Genomic DNA, 16,678 nt, shown 5'->3' with positions numbered 1-16,678 from the left:
CCATGAGTTTATTACACGCCCTCGACTTTTCCGAAAAAACCGTATTAATTACCGGTGCTTCCGACGGCATCGGCTACGGTATTGCCACCGCCTTTGTTGAAGCCGGCGCTACCGTACATGTCACAGGTACCCGCAGCCAGGACAGCTACGACAAAGACTTTGCCGGTATGACCTTTCATACCCTAAGCCTGCAAGATGGTGACGCGATTGAAGCTCTGTCGAAAGAGATTCCGCACTTGGACGTACTGGTAAACTGCGTGGGGACTGTGCTCTATAAAAAAGCGGAATTTGAACGCGAAAGTTTCACCAAGGTTGTCGACATTAACCTGACCGGTGCCATGCACCTGAGCACCGCATTTTACGATCAATTGGAAGCCTCCTCCGGTAATATCATCCACCTCGACTCCGTGGTATCTATCCGCCCAGCGATCAACAACCCGGCCTATAGCGCCAGTAAAGCCGGTCTGGTGCAACTGACTAAAGCCCTGGCCTCCAAATGGGCCCGTAAAGGCGTACGTGTGAATACCGTCGCCCCAGGTATGGTGCCAACCAAAATCACCGCTAATCAGGCTACTCCAGAAGCGCTGGAGCATTGGAAAAAAGTGATCCCTATGGGCCGTGTAGGAAGCCCTGAAGATATCGCCGGTGCAGTGCTGTTCCTCGCCTCCCCTATGGCCGCCTATGTGACCGGCCAACATATTGCCGCCGATGGCGGTGGCACGATTTAAAGGCAGGTGAGAAAAACAATGACGGATGTACAAGATTTTGGCACGCCAGAACAATGGCAGGCGCTAGGTGATTATCTGACCACGCAAGGTTTCACTTTAGACAAAGAAACTGCCCCCAAACGCCTGTCTGGCGGTGCCGCCAATTACAATATTTTAATGGTCATGAATGGCAAAAAAGTAGTGCTGAGGATGCCGCCACCCGGCCCACTGCCTCCTGGGGGTAACGACGTTGCCCGGGAATACAGCGTACTCTCCCGCCTGGGCGATTTCTTTCCGCCAGCCCCGAAAGGGTTACTGCTGTGTGAAAACACCGACATTATCGGTGTACCTTTTTGTATTAGCGAATTCAGAGAAGGCACGGCTATTGGCCGTAATCTTCCCAAGTCATTAACAAACCGAGACAATATTGGTGCTGAACTTGGCAAGATAGTCGTAGACTCTCTGGTAAATCTGCACTCTGTTGATACGCAAGCAGCAGGTCTAGCTGATCTCGGCCAGGCAGACGGTTTTATCGAACGCCAAATCAACGGTTGGTATAAGCGCGGTAGTCGCGTCTATTCGGAAAGTGATGTAATACTTCATACCCAACTGCATGACTGGTTAGAAGCCAACATCCCGGATCAGTTACCCTCATCCTTAGTGCACAACGATTACAAGCTCGACAATATGCTTATCGACCTCGACACCATGGAGCTCAAAGGTGTGGTCGACTGGGATATGTGTACCATCGGTAATCCGCTGTACGAATTACTCATCCTGTTAAGCTACTGGGGTGACAATAATGACCCGGAAGTTTATTTCGCCCAGTGCCGCATGCCCTGCGAAGCACCTGGTTGGTTAAGCCGTCGAGAACTACTCGACCAATACCTTAGCGCCAGAGGCATGAGCATTACGGAAGATGAGCTGAAGTTTTACTGGATTTTGGTGCAATACCGTTCAGCGGTGATCTACGCACAATTGAAAGTGCAAATGGATCGAGGACATACGATGGGGCTTACTCAAGAGCAGATTGCAGCAATGCCGGCATTTATTACCGGGGTATTGGCACATAGCTGTTCTCTACTTAACGCTTCTCTTGATTGGTAATCATCATTCATCAGGTATCCGTCACGCCATATAAGAGAGACGGATACCTGATTTAACTCCTATCCACCGTCCATCAAAGGTAAACTCTGCTCCAGCAATTCCAGTGCAGGCGCTTCAATATGACGCCAGTGTGCAGCCACAATACGATCCGGCCGTATTAATACGACTTTCTCAAGTTCATAGGGTGTAAACGCTTGTTCCGGTAACATTTCCACGCGAATAGGAAAACCCCGTGCCTGCAGGCTCTCTACCGCCTTACGCCACTCGGCAATCTCTGCGCCTTTACCTAGGGCAACCACATAATCAATCCCAAACCAATCGAAGATAGATTGATTGGCCGATTCATCGATCCAGATATGAGGTGCACGGCGCCCCGAGCGGACGACCGGAATATAATCCAGATCATCGTCCTTAACATGAGGTACCGCATCGCTATCTTGCAGCAGTAAAGACGATGACAGCTCATACCCAAAATCAATGCCGGTATAGGATGCATACTGATAACAGTTGCGACAGGCCTCATCCAAATCATCACCCTGTTTCTTGGCCCGGTAAATACCCGCCAGGGCATTGGCATTTTTCATGCACTGCTTAACACGTCTGACTGCTTGCGGGTGATACTCTTCTTCGTAAGTCGACAGGATTGAAGCTGGCGCAATACCTTTGACCACATAGGCCAATTTCCATAGCAGGTTGTACATACCGGCAAAACCACAGTTCATCCCCATACCGCCGGTGGGTGTAAAAACATTGGCCGCATCCCCCAATAGAAACATGCGCCCCTCACCAAATTTATTCGCTGTACGGGCGGTCATCTGCCAAACCAAAACACTGGTAATATTGAGCTCCAGTTCATCGCCTGCACCGACGGTATCGCGAATATAACGATCGAGAAATGCTTCGCTGATATCACAATCCTTTACGGGACTGCCAATTTGGCAACGCCAGCGGCGCTTGCCATCCAATGGCTGAAAGACGCCAACACCGGCCGGGCCATGAACATAGAGCAGCCCACCAATATTATCCCGCACATAGGGTGAGAGATCCGCATCAAACAGCACATCACGGTACCAGCGCTCTCGTACCTCCCCTTCCAGTTCAGCGCCAATTACATCACGGACATAACTACGCGCCCCATCGGAGCCAATCACATAATCAGCCTCAACCTCGGACAGCTCTCCGGTATCGAGATTGCGAATCACGGCATAACAACCATTGTCATCCTGCTTGAGGTCAACCACCTCAGAACTGAAATAATGCTGCCCCAATTCAAAGCCCTTGGCAGCCTTAAAAAGGATAGGTTCTAATAGATCCTGACAGGTCATGACCGGCTTTTGCGGTGTTATCTTGCGATCAATACTAAAAAATTCACGGGCATAGATAGAGGCTATCGGTCCCGCCTTGAGATTGATAAATGCCCGATTGTACTGGGTCCAGGCAGCACCAAGTCCGGTTTCTTCAACGTCGTCAGCCACGCCCAACTGTCGGAAGATTTCCAGGGTCGTTGAATCGTAAAAACGTGCACGGGGGTGGTTACTCAAATCCGGGCGTTTATCTACCATGATTGAGTCGATGCCGTATTGGGATAATAAAGCTGAGGTAGTGATACCGATGGGACCACCACCCACAATAAGAACGGATGTTTTTTTCACCATCAAATCTCTCTTAAACTAAAACCATCAGGATATGGCTATGTTAGTGCGAGATTTAGCGCGAAACTGTTACCTGGGGGATAATTGAACTAATCAGAGAGCATTAACAACTGATCAAGATCAGTAATGGTGATCTTGCCATAGGCCAGCTCAATTAAGCCTTTGGCTTCCAGTGTTTTTAGCACTTTATTGGTTTTTGAGCGAGATGCGCCTAACAGAGATGCCAAATCATCCTGGCTGAGCTGAATGGACGCCGTATTTTCACCCAGAGATTCACCCGAGCGTTGAGCGGTGATATAGAGCCGCCTTGCCGCCCTCGCCTCCAGTTTCAGCGCATGGCTCTCCTCATACATGTCCAACGCAGCTATGCAGCGACAGCTGATACTTTGCAAAAGCTGCGCATTGATTTGCGGATATTGTTTCCGCAGTTGGTCAAATATCTCGCGTGAGAGAAACCCTATCGAAGCTTCATCTATAGCAGACGCTGAAGATCGTAGCTGTGATTCCACGGCACAAATCGAGGTATCGCCCAGGATTTCACCGCTACTGCAAACATCGAAGAAGGTTTCCTTACCCTCTTCGTTATAACTGTACACTTTGAGTCGTCCAGCTTTCACTTCATAAATGCCGGCAGGCACATCCCCTTGTCGAAATAGATGTTCTCCCGGTTCAAGAGAAAGTGTTTGCATAGCGTTACGCAACAGTAAACACAGATCTTCTGGCAGATGATCGATCCAACTATTGCGAACGCCAGGGGTGAGCTTTGGCATGTACTGATCCAGATGACTTTCAGGGCTCTTCAACTATGTACTCTTTATTCAGAGTACATAGTATTTACATGCCAAGCAAACCTAATTAGTCAACATTAACCCGCCAACTTCTCAGCGTAGCGCTTACACAAGTTACGCCCCAGTTGCATCATATGCACTTCATCCGGGCCATCCAGAACACGTACAGTACGGGAAAACACATAGGATCGCGCCAGCATAAACTCCTGACTGAAACCTGCACCACCGTGAATTTGAATTGCACGATCCAGCACTTCACAAGTCATATTCGGTACAATAATCTTGATCATGGCAATCAGGTCGGCCGCATGCTTGGCACCACCCTCATCCATTTTCACAGCCGTTTTTAAAGTCATGAGTCGGGCTTGTTCAATCTTACAAGCAGCAAGTGCAACATCCTCACGCACCGATTGCTGTTTGCTCAGCGGCTTACCAAATGGGCTACGCGCTTCAGCACGCGAGGCCATCATTTCTAACGCACGCTGTGCCATTCCCAGCAAACGCATACAATGGTGAACACGACCAGGGCCAAGACGCCCCTGGGCAATTTCAAATCCTCGGCCTTCTCCCAGGATCAAGTTTTCTACCGGCACACGCACATTGTCAAAAACAACTTCAGGATGTCCAAAGGGAGCCGCATCATACCCAAAGGTTTTCAAGTTCTTGTGCATGGTGATGCCAGGCGTATTGGTCGGAATCAACACCTGGGATTGCTGAGCGTGCTTGGGCGCATTCGGATCTGTTTTGCCCAACAAAATCATAATGCCGCAACGCTCACTAAGCGCACCACTGGTGAAGTGCTTGCGACCGTTAATCACATACTCATCCCCATCACGTACAATCGAGGTTTCGATATTGGTGGCATCAGAACTGGCTACTGCAGGCTCAGTCATGGCAAAAGCAGAACGAATTTCACCGTCCAGTAACGGCTTGAGCCAACGCTCTTTCTGCTCTGGGGTGCCGTATTTGGCCAGCACTTCCATATTGCCGGAATCCGGTGCATCACAGTTGAATGCCTCTGCCGCTAACAGAGAACGGTAACCCATAGCCTCAGCCAGATACGCATATTCCAGATTACTAAAGCCAGCACTGTATTCACCATATTCAGGTGGAAGAAACAGTGTCCACAGACCAGCTTCTTTTGCTTTTGCTTTCCACTCATCCATGATTGGAGGAATCGTCCAGCGATTCTGTTCCAGTTGTTCATGGTAAACATGCTCATTGGGTTCAATATGCTCATCAATAAAGCTGTGAATGCGCTCTAAATATTCTTGTACTCTGGGGGAAGGTTCAAAATTCATACTTACCTCATCTCTTTGGATAGTGATTTATATTTCTTACGCGCAGGACTAACCCGCCTAAGTGAATAGGTCTTACGCGAAGTTAAGTTTTAATTAGGGAATCAAGTTCAACCGCCGAGCTTCGGCAACTGCCGCCGTGCGGTTATTGACTCCGAGTTTTAGATTGATATTGCGTAAATGTGTACGTACCGTTGTTTCTGCAACAATCAACCGTGTTGCGATATCGGGGTTAGACAGGCCCTCGGCTAACAGCCTAACCACTTGCAGCTCTTTTTTGGTTAACAGCTTATCCTGATCACCTGCAGTTTTTTCTGAATCAGGTGCACATAAGGTGCCCAGGAAACCTTGTACTAATCGCTTATAAGCAACCTTGACGCGAGGCTGGCGAATATACTCGGTAAACATACCTATCAGTGCTTCACCTTCATCAAGGAAGGGCCTTATGTAGCCTTCCTCCAACGCCATTTCCAGCGCTGGTTCAAGATAGGTTTTAATATCTTTATAATCGCCATTACGCCAGGTGGCTTCTGCTACGAGCAATCGAATACTCAGCGCTCGGCGGTTAAGCTGGTTATCTTCTGCATCTTGCAATAAGTCTTGCAGTGGTGCGACAGCCTCTTTCGTACGCTCTGTTCTAATCCAATAACGCAGACGAGCCATTGACAAGGTTTCGATACTGGTTGCCCGGGGATTGCAAACATCATTTGCCATTGCATCCAATTCTTCACCCGCGGCAATCACATCCCCTCTTGCCAGTAACAAACGTGCCCTTTCCAATCTGGCGGTTAAGATGTATTCCGGTAACTGCTGCTGTCGGCCTGCATATTCAATATCCGTAAACACATCGAGAGCCTGTTCCGGTTTGCCATAACTTTCAGCTATTCGCCCTTGAATACACATGGCTCGCAAGGTACTACCCGGCCATACCACCCTTTTAACCAAGGGTAAGTAAATCCCCAGCAACCGTTCTGCCAGTTCTCGGTGATCGTTTTCATACATGGCTTCTGCCAATAAGAGGCCACCAAGTGCTACACCATTCGCCGATTTATAAGTGGTACCTTCACGGGGATCCACAACACTGCGTAACCTTTCTATTGCAGAGTTAAGATTTCCGGCGAGTAATTCCGATATCGCAATCGTATCGTCAAACAGGGTTTCAAACGTTGGTGAATAACTGGGCAGCGCACGTATACTTTCCACCATGTTATGAACTTCATCCAGATTGCCAGCCACATTCTTAATGGCACTCAGAGACAGGGTCATGGCTGAAGCGGGAAACCTGTAGTTTTGCTGCAGGAGTGTCAGGAGCTGGCTTTGGGTGCCTTGAACATCTTTAAAGTCATCGGTTAATGCCGCTAAGGTCGGTTTCAACGCGGTAAGGTTCGCCTGAACAAAAGGATCGTCTGGTAAAGTTTTCTCGATATGAGCTATAACCGGTTTAGCCTTTAGGCCATCACAAAAAAGCAGCGCCCAGGCATAAGCCACCATCAATGCAGGTAACGCTTCCAGCGCCCCGTTGTCGTAGTCTGCTTGCAACCATACTTGCACCAGCTGCATATGCGAGGCAGCTAACAGGCGGTCACTGTGATCGGAAATCAATGCAAAGAAGCGATTCTTATCGTCAATGTGTTGGGCATAATCAATGGCATCAACAACATAGCCTAAAGATTCGAACAAACTGCTGGCCTGAAGATACAACGATGCGTACAGCGTGTTATTCTTTGTTTTTAACCGCTGACGTAAATACTCAGCACAGGCCTCATGGTAACAACACGCGTTGCCCTGCCAATGTAACAAGGAACGCTCAGCAGGCTGAACATACTGATCTATTGGTAGCGAAGCAAAATCATCGCCAAGCGAATGCAATATTTCATTAGAAAAGGTATCCAGAATACTCACAGACTCCATCAGCTGAGTGACTGTAGGCTCTTGCACGCTCAGAACCTCCTTCATCAACTCATGAAACGCATTCCCACCCGGCATCGACAGGCGATCTAACAGCGCTTGAGCATCAGCGCCGGCTGATACTGCCAGCGCATACAACTGGATCAATAACGGTGAACCCGCCGTGACCCGATGAATTAAACGTAGCTGGTTGCCTTTAGGCTTAATGGCGTAACCCTGCTCCAGTAATTTTTCAGCCGCATCAAGACTGAAGGTTAGGCTCCGCTCATGAATGTCCAGCACCTTGCCCTGTGAACGAAGTTTTTCGAAGGCATCAGGGGTTTTCTGGTTTGAAGCTTGACTACTGATGACAACCTGGGAGCCGCGAGGAATATGGCTAATGATTTCTTCCAACACTTCGGCGACAGAAGCATTATCAACCTTATCCAGATCATCTATAAATAATACAAAGGGCGAAGGGTGTGCCGTCAGACGATCCAGTAACTCTAACGCCAGGCCGCCCGGGTTCTCTTCATTAACTTGATGGTAAAGGGAAGGTTCCTGAGCCGAGCGATTAAAGATAGCTTCAACAGCCCTGGCAAGATTGGCAACAAACAAAGCCAAATTATTATCAAGACGATCCAGGGATAACCAGCCGGTGGCAATCCCCATTTGGTTATATCGCTCCTGGAGCTGCGCCATTACCGTGGACTTGCCACAACCTAATGGCCCTTGCAGGCAGACCAAACGGGTAGACGGTGCGGCCAGAACTTCGTCACACACACTGTCGCAGCTCACCTGTGGCAAGCTGGACTTGCACGGGGCAAACTTCAGTGCTGAGCGAAATGAACGATAACCAATATCCACCATCTTCTCCCTCGTAAGGCCTAACTCAGGGAAACAACCACTTTCCCCATCACCTGCTGGTTCTTCATTTTATCGATGCCTTCCAGGCACTGATCCAAGCGCAAGTTGGAATCAACCACTGGTACATAACGACCATCGCGTAGAAATTCCATCACCTCTGCAACAATTGTAGGTGTTAAATCCGGCTGGTGAATTAAGGCTCCAGCCCAATGTACACCTACCAGAGAATACCCCTTTACCAGGGCCAAGTTAATGGGTAATTGCGGGATAGTACCTGAGGCATAACCCACCGATAAAATACGCCCATTTCAGGCCATTCGGCGGCTCAATTTGTCGAATAATTCGCCACCCACCGTGTCGTAGACAACGTCCACTCCTTTACCGCCTGTCAGCGATTTGACCTCTTCAGAGATATCAAGCTCGGTGTAGTTCAACGCATGGTCAGCACCTACACGACTGGCCAAATCGCACTTCTCTTTAGAAGAACAAATAGCAATAACGGTTGCGCCCAGCGCCTTGGCCAGCTGTACAGCCGCCAAGCCAGTACCACCGGCAGCACCGGTAACGGCGACGGTTTCACCAGCGACCAGGCTTCCGCGATACTTTAGGCCATACAGCGCTGTACCAGCAGCCAGTGGTGCCAGGCAGCCTTGCTCAAAACTGATATCATCCGGCAACGCAAAACAGTACTGCTCTTCCGCTTTGTTCTGCTCGGCAAAGGCCCCCATACCGAGACTGACGACTCTGTCACCAACCTTAAAACGAGTTACCTTGTCACCGACATCACGCACGATGCCAGAAAACTCCATTCCCAACACAAAAGGTACCGGTGGCTGAAATTGATAGAGTCCCTGGATTTGTAAAGGATCCGGAAAATTCAGGCTCATATTTTTGGTATCAATCAATACTTCATGGCCTACGGCCTTTTCCGGGCGAGGGAAATCGCGAAATTGCGCATAGCCATCAGGCCCCGACTTTTCACAGACAACCGCCTTCATGGTCTTGTTCATCATGGCCTCACTCATGACGGCATCTCTCCTGCTTGTTTAGGCATAGGCAAACCACGCTGGGACAACCATTTCTCCAGTAACACCTCATCCACTTCTTTCTCTACCAGCGGTGCCTGGGCGCGCAGGAATTCTGCCATACTGGGGCTACAGTTTATGGCTCCGTAAGTACCATCAAATATAATCACCTTATCGGTACCACCGACTTCACAACCCAGCTCGATGCCCTTCTCCAGGTTCTCTGCTTCGTAAAAAGGTTTTTGTACACCGCGCGCTTTAAACAATCGGGTTACGCTGGGCTGGGTAGAAATAGCCGGCACGCCTTGCACGGCATAGGCCATTTTCCACATATAGTTCACCACCACCGCCTTCAGCGCCGGGTTGGACACCAGGGCATCGGTATTATTGGAAGCATCCTCCAGGTGATCCAGATCGTAATGATCATCCGGGCCAAAGAACAGATTACAACTGGTCACGCCACCCGCATGGCCGTACATAGCCCAACGGTGTAAATCCAGTACCGCAACACAATCCTCAATCTTGCCAAACAAACGAATAAGCTTGCCGTAATGCAGAATCTGTTGTGCCGCAACGCGTTTATCCAAAGCAATCATATCGTTGTCAGCATCAACACCGGTTACCCCTGCTGGAGATGTTGTTAACATCACTCCGGCAACAAACTTACTCTGCACAAACTCGGATTCGTAGATCATACGCGGCACCAACATTGCAGAACCGGTAGGAAAGTTATTATGAAAAACACCGCGGGTTTCAAAGCGTGCGTAACTCATGGCAAAGGATTTTAAACCTCGCCCGTTGGCACGATGGAAGTGCACTTCACGCGGGTCATCGTAGTGCACATGGATAATATGTTTGGCTTTATAAACAGAGCCAATACCGTACAGAGTGCCAATGGGTGTTTCTATCGCCACCCCTTTATCATAGGGGCCAATAGGAAAAATTTTCTCATAAACCTTTTCCAGACCATGCTGTGGTGCGATCTCCAAAGCCTCTACTTTCGTCAGACCGCAAGCAAAACCCAAGCGAATCTTCTTACAGCCCGTTCGCTCAACAATAATCGCGTGAACGCTGCGCAACACTTCGGCATAAGCCTGGCCACCCATCATGGCAAAACCGTGTTCAGAGCAGAGAACGTTTACCGTATCGTTGGGTTTGATTCTGCTAAGATCCACGCCGGCCAGGGCATCATGAGTCGCTTGAGTAACACCCTCAAGCGGCTGGCCCCAGTTGTAGATAGGCTCGGGAATATCACTAAACAGTTCCTGCACCTTTACCGATGTCATGCCGGCAACTTCATAGGCACGTTTTTCCGGTAACTTAAAGCCCAGCATGGAGGGCGGTAGGTCCGGAGCCACCACCGCAGGATTCATCTCTTCAACAGCACTCATTTCACACCTCCTCGAATACGGGGGAAACCCACCAGATCATGGGATCCGGATTCCATATGTTGTTTTGCCTGCTCCAGGCGATATTCCGGGTATTGCTTAACAACGCTATCATCGACTTTCCACAACGCCATGTCATCGCCACCACCTTCGGTGTACAGGCGCCAGTCTTTCGGATTATTTTCCGGCAATTCCAGGCCTGCAGCCTGCATAAGTCGAGCAACAGGTGTGGTGCACCACATGGAACAAACGCCGCGTACACCAGTTTGCAGACTGATATCTGTCATCGTAGTAGCGCCATTCAAAATCGCAGCAGCGACCTCTTTCGCAGTAGTACCTGTACAAGGGCAAATACCATCATCGGGGAACAGATGTGCTTCTGCGCAAATCTTGTCAATTTCAGCAGCATCAAACTGAGCGACATCAACAGCCAAATCTACGGCGTCTTCGCCTAAGAATTTCCGCTTGATGGCACCGTGATCCATACAGGCTTCCAGGCATTTGTTACAGCCGGTGCATTTGTCTTCATAGACTTTCGCCAACCTGTCGGTGGTGATAATCGCTTCGGTCGGACACACACGGTCACAGGCCTTACAGCCGATGCACTTGTCCGCAATGACTTCAACGACTTGCTCTACTCTTAGCATCTTGTTGTACCTATTCCATCGCAAGTGAATGATGATATGTAACGATTTATCATTATTAATTCGCTGCTATTTCAATCAATCGTCCAATATGACGAACGCCGCTTATTCGGGAATAACCCGCATACGCAAATCAAACAAGGGCGCATTTAAGATATCGCGGCCAACATCAACCGCCTGCCCACCCAAATCTCGAATAACCTGTAAATCTTCCAACCTGGCACCACCACCAAAGGCCAAGGTAACCTCGTCGCGACAACCGAGTGAACTCAGCCGCTCATGAACCGCCGCCAGATCCTCTAGAGCACCGGTATCCACCATAATCACACCGGCCCCGGCCTCCACAGCAAATTCCGCCTCAGCGACATTTTTAACCTGCACAGCCACAGGCCCATGCTGCATAGCCACACCTGCAGCGATAGCCTCACCAACACCACCCAGCAAAAGCACAGCGTTTTTGCTGAGGTAGACAAAATCCCCATCCACCAGGCGCGGTAAAATTCCCACACTGACAAGCCCTGCGCGCAGCAATGGCTTGAGCGGGCTGGGCAGTTTTTTCCAACCGCCACAGGAAATCGTCAGGCCTTCCGGGCAAGCGTCCTGAAATACCTTGGCCCGAGTAGCGATGCCTGAGGCAAAACCCAAAGGGCCCATAATGTAGTCTTCGGTAATACCCAATTCAGTAGCACTACCTATCACCTCTATTAACGGCTCACCCGCCTCAACCCATTGACCATCCTGTACCTTAATATTCCAATGCCCAGCATGAGCTTCCTGGCCAGAATCTGAGCTGAGCAACTTCTCGGGCTGAATAAAATCCAAACCAGCAATAACGCCGGCTTCCGTCGCCTCAACAACCGCCCTGCACTCACCAGCCACACTTGAAAATAAGGTTTGCGAAAAAGCCGTCGCTGTATTGATCTTGCTCACGGTAAACCCTCAACCATCTTCACGATAAAAGACGGAGTCCGCCATGCTTAAAATACGCAGAGCTGCACAAGCACCACCAAAACCATTATCAATATTGGTCACCACAATGCCCTGACCACAACTGGCCAACATGGAATTCAACGCCGTAGTCCCATCAGCGGCAACACCGTAACCGACTGAGGTCGGCACGCCGATAACACACTTACCCACTAAACCGCCCATAACTGAGGCCAAGGCCGCGTCCATCCCGGCAACCACAATAATCAAGTCATGCTCGGCAATATCTTTCACCCGCTCCATCAAGCGCCATATACCGGCAACGCCCACATCTGCAACCAAGGAGGTTTCCACGCCGGAAAATGTCAGGGTACGTACGGCTTCAGTGGCTACCGATAAATCCGAGGTGCCGGCTGTCACTACCGCAACCTTGCCCCACCGTTTCGGCAACTGACCATTCAACACCGCCGTACGAGACAGCTCGTCGTAGTCCAGACGCTGTCGTAGAGATTCTGGCAATTGCTCAAACTGCGATTGCTCTAACCGGGTAAATAAAACCGGGTAATCATTTCTTTCACTTAACTCCGACAGTATGTCTTGAATATGCTGGAAGGATTTACCTTCACACAAAACCGCTTCTGGCATACCCAATCGTTCTGGTCGCTGGTAATCGAAATTCACACTCATCAGTCAGTACCTCTTAAATGCTTTATTACCGGAAGAATCAGTGATCAGCGGCAGCAGCCGCATCAATGGTTTGTACAAATGCACGGCCAGGACTGTAGGCTTTAGCATCCAGCTGTACATTACATAACGCATTTATATGTTGCTTGGCCGCAAACTTGACCTGGGCCAGCAGTGAAGGAGTTATATGGGGTCGATCTTCAGCCCCCACCTCAACGTACATTGCATCCTCTTTCACTCGGCAGCGCACAACCTGAATACCTGTTTCGCGACGAATTAATGCTTCACCGACTTCAACAGCACGCAATCGCTCCGGGGTAACCCGTGTACCGGTATAAAGACGACTGGCCAAACAAGGTGAAGCCGGCAGATCCGCAAAAGGCAGTTTGAGCGCATGGGCAATATCTCGAATGCCCTGCTTGCTGATTTCAGTTTCTACATAGGGATGACGAACACAATTTTCAGACGCAGCAATTAATCCGGGACGGTACTCACCCAAATCATCCTGATTGGCACCACTCATCATCACATAGCCTTCTTCCACGTGTGAAGACAGCTGAGACAACGCGTGATAAAGATTGGACTTGCAGTAATAACAGCGATTGACCGGATTACTCAGATACTCTTCACTTTGAAACTCACCTGATTGCACCACAACCAGATTCCAGCCTTCTTTCTCCGCCCAGAATCTTACGCGCGCTGTAGCCTCTTCCGGCACCGCTGGACTTATCGCGTGAGCAACCGTTGTGGTTTGCGGAGATTGACGATGCGCAACAGTCGCCAATAACAGACTATCAATACCACCACTACAGGCTATTAATCGGCACGGGATGGTCTTGAGTAAAGACTGTAACTCTTCAAGTTGACTGGGATACTCCACCAGCTCGATATCCGGTATCACTCCACCAGTAGAATAGGCATTGAGTTTTTGATCTGAATACATGGCTCAACTCCTCGACATTACCTTTATCAATTAAGGGCTGCTTTTAATGAGCAAGCCACACCGCACCGATACCTACGGCAAAACAACCCAAACTTAATTGCACACAATGATTTAAGGCGGGATATGCATCTAACAGAAAGCGTTGTCCAGAGCACAGCAACTGACCAAAGGTCACCATGCCTAACAAAGCTCCGACTGAGAAAGTGACAACATAAGCCAGCGCCATGGCCGGTTCGTAAAGTGTCACAGCTAACATCGCAATCAACGGTCCACTACCCGCAACGCCATGCACAACACCAACCAACAGCGGCGCCGAACCAGCACCATTTTTATCAGTCACCACCGTCGTGTCCGAGACGCTCTTTTTAGTGCGTAAAGTCAATAACAAACGCCACAACATCAAAGAACCGGCAACAATCAAAATAATGCCTACCGCCTGCTCTGCCAGAACGACGATGGACTCCGGAAGCGTCATCTGCAGCAATAAACTAAAAACACCGACAATCACCAGAACACCGCCGTGCCCTAATGACCAAAGAAAGGAATAATGAACACCGCGCTTCCAGCTCCCCTCACGCGCCGACAGCGAAGAGACCGCCGCCAGATGGTCGAGATCAAAGGCGTGCAAAACGCCTAATCCAAGCCCTAAACTTAATACGCCAAAAACGGTTAATTCAGTTCCCATGGAGACCTCAAAGCACAGTAGATTGAGGCTTTATCGTGCCTTTCGGGGAAACAAAGGACTATCGTCCGATTTGATGAGAAATGAGGAGAAAGAGGTATTTCTAGGTGACTAAGAAGTCAAAGAAATAAAAAATAAATCCCGCAGACAACTGCAATATATCAGACAGCACAATCCAAGCGAAGCCTTAGGGTGGGATTTCAAAAATCCTCAAGTCATGGACGACTTGAGGAAGCTGCAGGGATGCATTCATGCGGTTTTTGAAATCCCACCCTAAGGCTTTGCGCCTAGAATCTACCAAAACCAAAATCCACATTACTAACAACCTAGGAAGCAACCTAGGAAATAACCTCAACAGAATAACGAGACTTCAAGGCTTTCTTGTCAATCTTCCCTATAGGAGTCTTAGGAAAATCAACCACAAACTCCACCCGCTTGGGCGCCTTAACCCCACCAATTTTCTTCTTACAAGCAACAATAATCTCTTCAGAGGTTATAACACTACCTTCAGACCGCTGAACCAGTGCCGTAACCTCCTCCCCCCAGTGCTCATGAGGAACCCCAATCACCGCCGCACAGGTAACACCTTCCAAGGTAGCAATCGCCTGCTCCACCTCCGAGGAATAAACATTAAAGCCACCACTGATAATCATGTCCTTCTTACGATCGACAATGAACAAATAACCATCCGCATCCAGATAACCAATATCCCCCGTCAAATGCCAACCGTTTTTGCGAATCTTGGCCGTTTCTTCCGGGTCCTGATAATACCCCTCAGCCACAATGCCACCTTTGACACCGATTTCGCCCAACTCACCGATGGGAAGCTCCTCACAGTCATCGTCCAGGATCGCTACCTCAGAGACCGTGGTAACACGCCCCACCGACTTCAGCCTAGACTCCGGCGCCAACTCACCATTGATAAAATGCTCCTCAGGCGGGAAACGCGTAATGTGCATCGGACACTCCGTCTGCCCAAATACCCCCTGCATCACCGGACCAAATACCTCAACTGCCAGGCGAAGTTGTGTCTGCGACATAGGTGCTGAAGCATAGGTCACTTCGCGCAAACAGGAATAATCAAAGTCACGCACATTGGGCTGAGCCAGCAAGGCATAAATAGCCGTTGGCGGCAAAAACAGATCACTCACACGCTCCCTATGAATCGTCTGCAACACCTCCTGCGGATCCACCCGATCAAGAACCACAAAGCGAGCCCCTACAGACATAAAACACAGCACTGCACGCCCACCACCATGGGTCATAGGCGCAGCACAGAGCTGTACCGGCTGCTCCCCTCGCACAACCAGAGTATCAAAAGAGCCTTTCATCATATATCTGAAATTGCGGTCACTCAGCACAACGCCTTTGGGCTCACCGGTAGTGCCTCCGGTCATCGGAATACTGACAATATCCTGCGGTGTACGCTCGAACGTTGGCTCCTCTTTTATAGAATCTTTCAGCCAGGTTTCATAACCCGGACAACCCGCCTCTTGATCCAGACAAACCGACACTTTGATATCTTCCAACGAGTTACACATACTTCTGGCAACACCAGAGAACGCATATTGATAGAACAGCGCCTGACAACCAAAGCGCTTGATAATGCGAATATTATCCTCATCAGAGTTACGCGGATTAATAGGCAACCACACGCCACCTGCGCGAATAATTCCCAGCGTAACAATAAACGCACGCGCCGAATTCAAACTGTAAATAGCACCATGCATTCCTTTGCGGAATCCTTCTCCCGCCAAACCCTGCGCCACCTTAATGGATTCCTGCCGCACCTCAGCATAGGTATATTTTTCATCTTTATACTGCAAACAAATATCATCGGCGTACCTTTCGCAGGCTTCGTCGATCAGCTCAATCAGAGGTTTTTCCATAGACAATTGGCGTATATTCATAAGTAGCACTCAAACGATAAAGACACTAAAAATAGCCTTAATACCTGAGCTATAGCATCGTCAAATCTGATGAATAACAGCAATAGTCACCACAACACTTAAAACTCATCCAATACGACGATATGAAATACCCGCCGCTAATCCACTATTAGGTTAAAGCGTTACCCCG

At 49.3% G+C, this 16,678-nt stretch carries 15 protein-coding genes; 2 read left to right on the top strand and 13 right to left on the bottom strand.

The genetic code is table 11. From position 1 onward, the window contains the following. The first annotated feature begins 2 nt into the window (after positions 1-2). Both ACGHZ6_RS09715 and ACGHZ6_RS09710 read left to right on the top strand, forming a co-directional pair. Positions 3-728 carry an SDR family NAD(P)-dependent oxidoreductase gene (locus ACGHZ6_RS09715; RefSeq protein WP_390618647.1) on the top strand — a complete coding sequence of 242 codons (726 nt, stop codon included), beginning with the start codon at positions 3-5 and terminating at the stop codon, positions 726-728. A gap of 18 nt (positions 729-746) precedes the next feature. Then, positions 747-1,814, top strand: coding sequence for a phosphotransferase family protein (locus ACGHZ6_RS09710; RefSeq protein WP_390618646.1), 1,068 nt, complete (start codon positions 747-749; stop codon positions 1,812-1,814). A 59-nt stretch (positions 1,815-1,873) separates the two neighbouring features. On the opposite strand, the gene ACGHZ6_RS09705 is transcribed toward ACGHZ6_RS09710, so the two are convergent. The 13 genes from ACGHZ6_RS09705 to ACGHZ6_RS09645 all read right to left on the bottom strand — a co-directional run bounded on the left by ACGHZ6_RS09705 (position 1,874) and on the right by ACGHZ6_RS09645 (position 16,509). Then, complete coding sequence (locus tag ACGHZ6_RS09705) at positions 1,874-3,469, bottom strand: FAD-dependent monooxygenase (RefSeq protein WP_390618645.1); 1,596 nt, start codon at positions 3,467-3,469, stop codon at positions 1,874-1,876. Positions 3,470-3,555: 86 nt separating this feature from the next. After that, complete coding sequence (locus tag ACGHZ6_RS09700; RefSeq protein ID WP_390618644.1) at positions 3,556-4,269, bottom strand: Crp/Fnr family transcriptional regulator; 714 nt, start codon at positions 4,267-4,269, stop codon at positions 3,556-3,558. A 62-nt stretch (positions 4,270-4,331) separates the two neighbouring features. After that, entirely contained in the window at positions 4,332-5,555 is a 1,224-nt protein-coding gene (locus ACGHZ6_RS09695; RefSeq protein ID WP_390618643.1) for an acyl-CoA dehydrogenase family protein, read from the bottom strand. Positions 5,556-5,648: 93 nt separating this feature from the next. Then, a complete protein-coding gene (locus ACGHZ6_RS09690) occupies positions 5,649-8,309 on the bottom strand; it encodes a LuxR C-terminal-related transcriptional regulator (protein WP_390618642.1) in 2,661 nt (886 codons plus the stop codon). A 17-nt stretch (positions 8,310-8,326) separates the two neighbouring features. Beyond that, complete coding sequence (locus ACGHZ6_RS09685) at positions 8,327-8,596, bottom strand: hypothetical protein (protein ID WP_390618641.1); 270 nt, start codon at positions 8,594-8,596, stop codon at positions 8,327-8,329. Between the two features lie 18 nt (positions 8,597-8,614). Next, the gene (locus ACGHZ6_RS09680) at positions 8,615-9,331 is read right to left on the bottom strand and encodes a zinc-binding dehydrogenase (protein WP_390618640.1); all 717 of its coding nucleotides are present in this window, start codon (positions 9,329-9,331) and stop codon (positions 8,615-8,617) included. Next, positions 9,328-10,722, bottom strand: a complete 1,395-nt coding sequence (locus ACGHZ6_RS09675; RefSeq protein ID WP_390618639.1) for a hypothetical protein — start codon at positions 10,720-10,722, stop codon at positions 9,328-9,330. The genes ACGHZ6_RS09680 and ACGHZ6_RS09675 overlap by 4 nt, the downstream gene beginning before the upstream one ends. Continuing rightward, complete coding sequence (locus tag ACGHZ6_RS09670) at positions 10,719-11,366, bottom strand: 4Fe-4S binding protein (RefSeq protein ID WP_390618638.1); 648 nt, start codon at positions 11,364-11,366, stop codon at positions 10,719-10,721. Before ACGHZ6_RS09670 ends, ACGHZ6_RS09675 begins: the two co-directional genes overlap by 4 nt. 102 nt (positions 11,367-11,468) lie before the next feature. Next, entirely contained in the window at positions 11,469-12,293 is an 825-nt protein-coding gene (locus ACGHZ6_RS09665) for a hypothetical protein (RefSeq protein WP_390618637.1), read from the bottom strand. A gap of 9 nt (positions 12,294-12,302) precedes the next feature. Next, positions 12,303-12,977 (bottom strand): nickel pincer cofactor biosynthesis protein LarB, encoded by a 675-nt coding sequence (larB, locus tag ACGHZ6_RS09660; RefSeq protein WP_390618636.1) that lies wholly within the window; start codon positions 12,975-12,977, stop codon positions 12,303-12,305. Between the two features lie 37 nt (positions 12,978-13,014). Next, positions 13,015-13,917 carry a hypothetical protein gene (locus ACGHZ6_RS09655; RefSeq protein ID WP_390618635.1) on the bottom strand — a complete coding sequence of 301 codons (903 nt, stop codon included), beginning with the start codon at positions 13,915-13,917 and terminating at the stop codon, positions 13,015-13,017. Positions 13,918-13,960: 43 nt separating this feature from the next. Beyond that, positions 13,961-14,602, bottom strand: coding sequence for a hypothetical protein (locus tag ACGHZ6_RS09650; protein WP_390618634.1), 642 nt, complete (start codon positions 14,600-14,602; stop codon positions 13,961-13,963). A 335-nt stretch (positions 14,603-14,937) separates the two neighbouring features. Further along, a complete protein-coding gene (locus ACGHZ6_RS09645) occupies positions 14,938-16,509 on the bottom strand; it encodes a class I adenylate-forming enzyme family protein (RefSeq protein ID WP_390618633.1) in 1,572 nt (523 codons plus the stop codon). Positions 16,510-16,678 lie beyond the last annotated feature (169 nt).

This window comes from Maricurvus nonylphenolicus (assembly GCF_042854845.1).
Lineage (GTDB): Bacteria > Pseudomonadota > Gammaproteobacteria > Pseudomonadales > Cellvibrionaceae > Maricurvus > Maricurvus nonylphenolicus.
The sequence above is the reverse complement of the archived record's forward strand: the minus strand, read 5'-3'. Positions and strand labels throughout refer to the sequence as shown.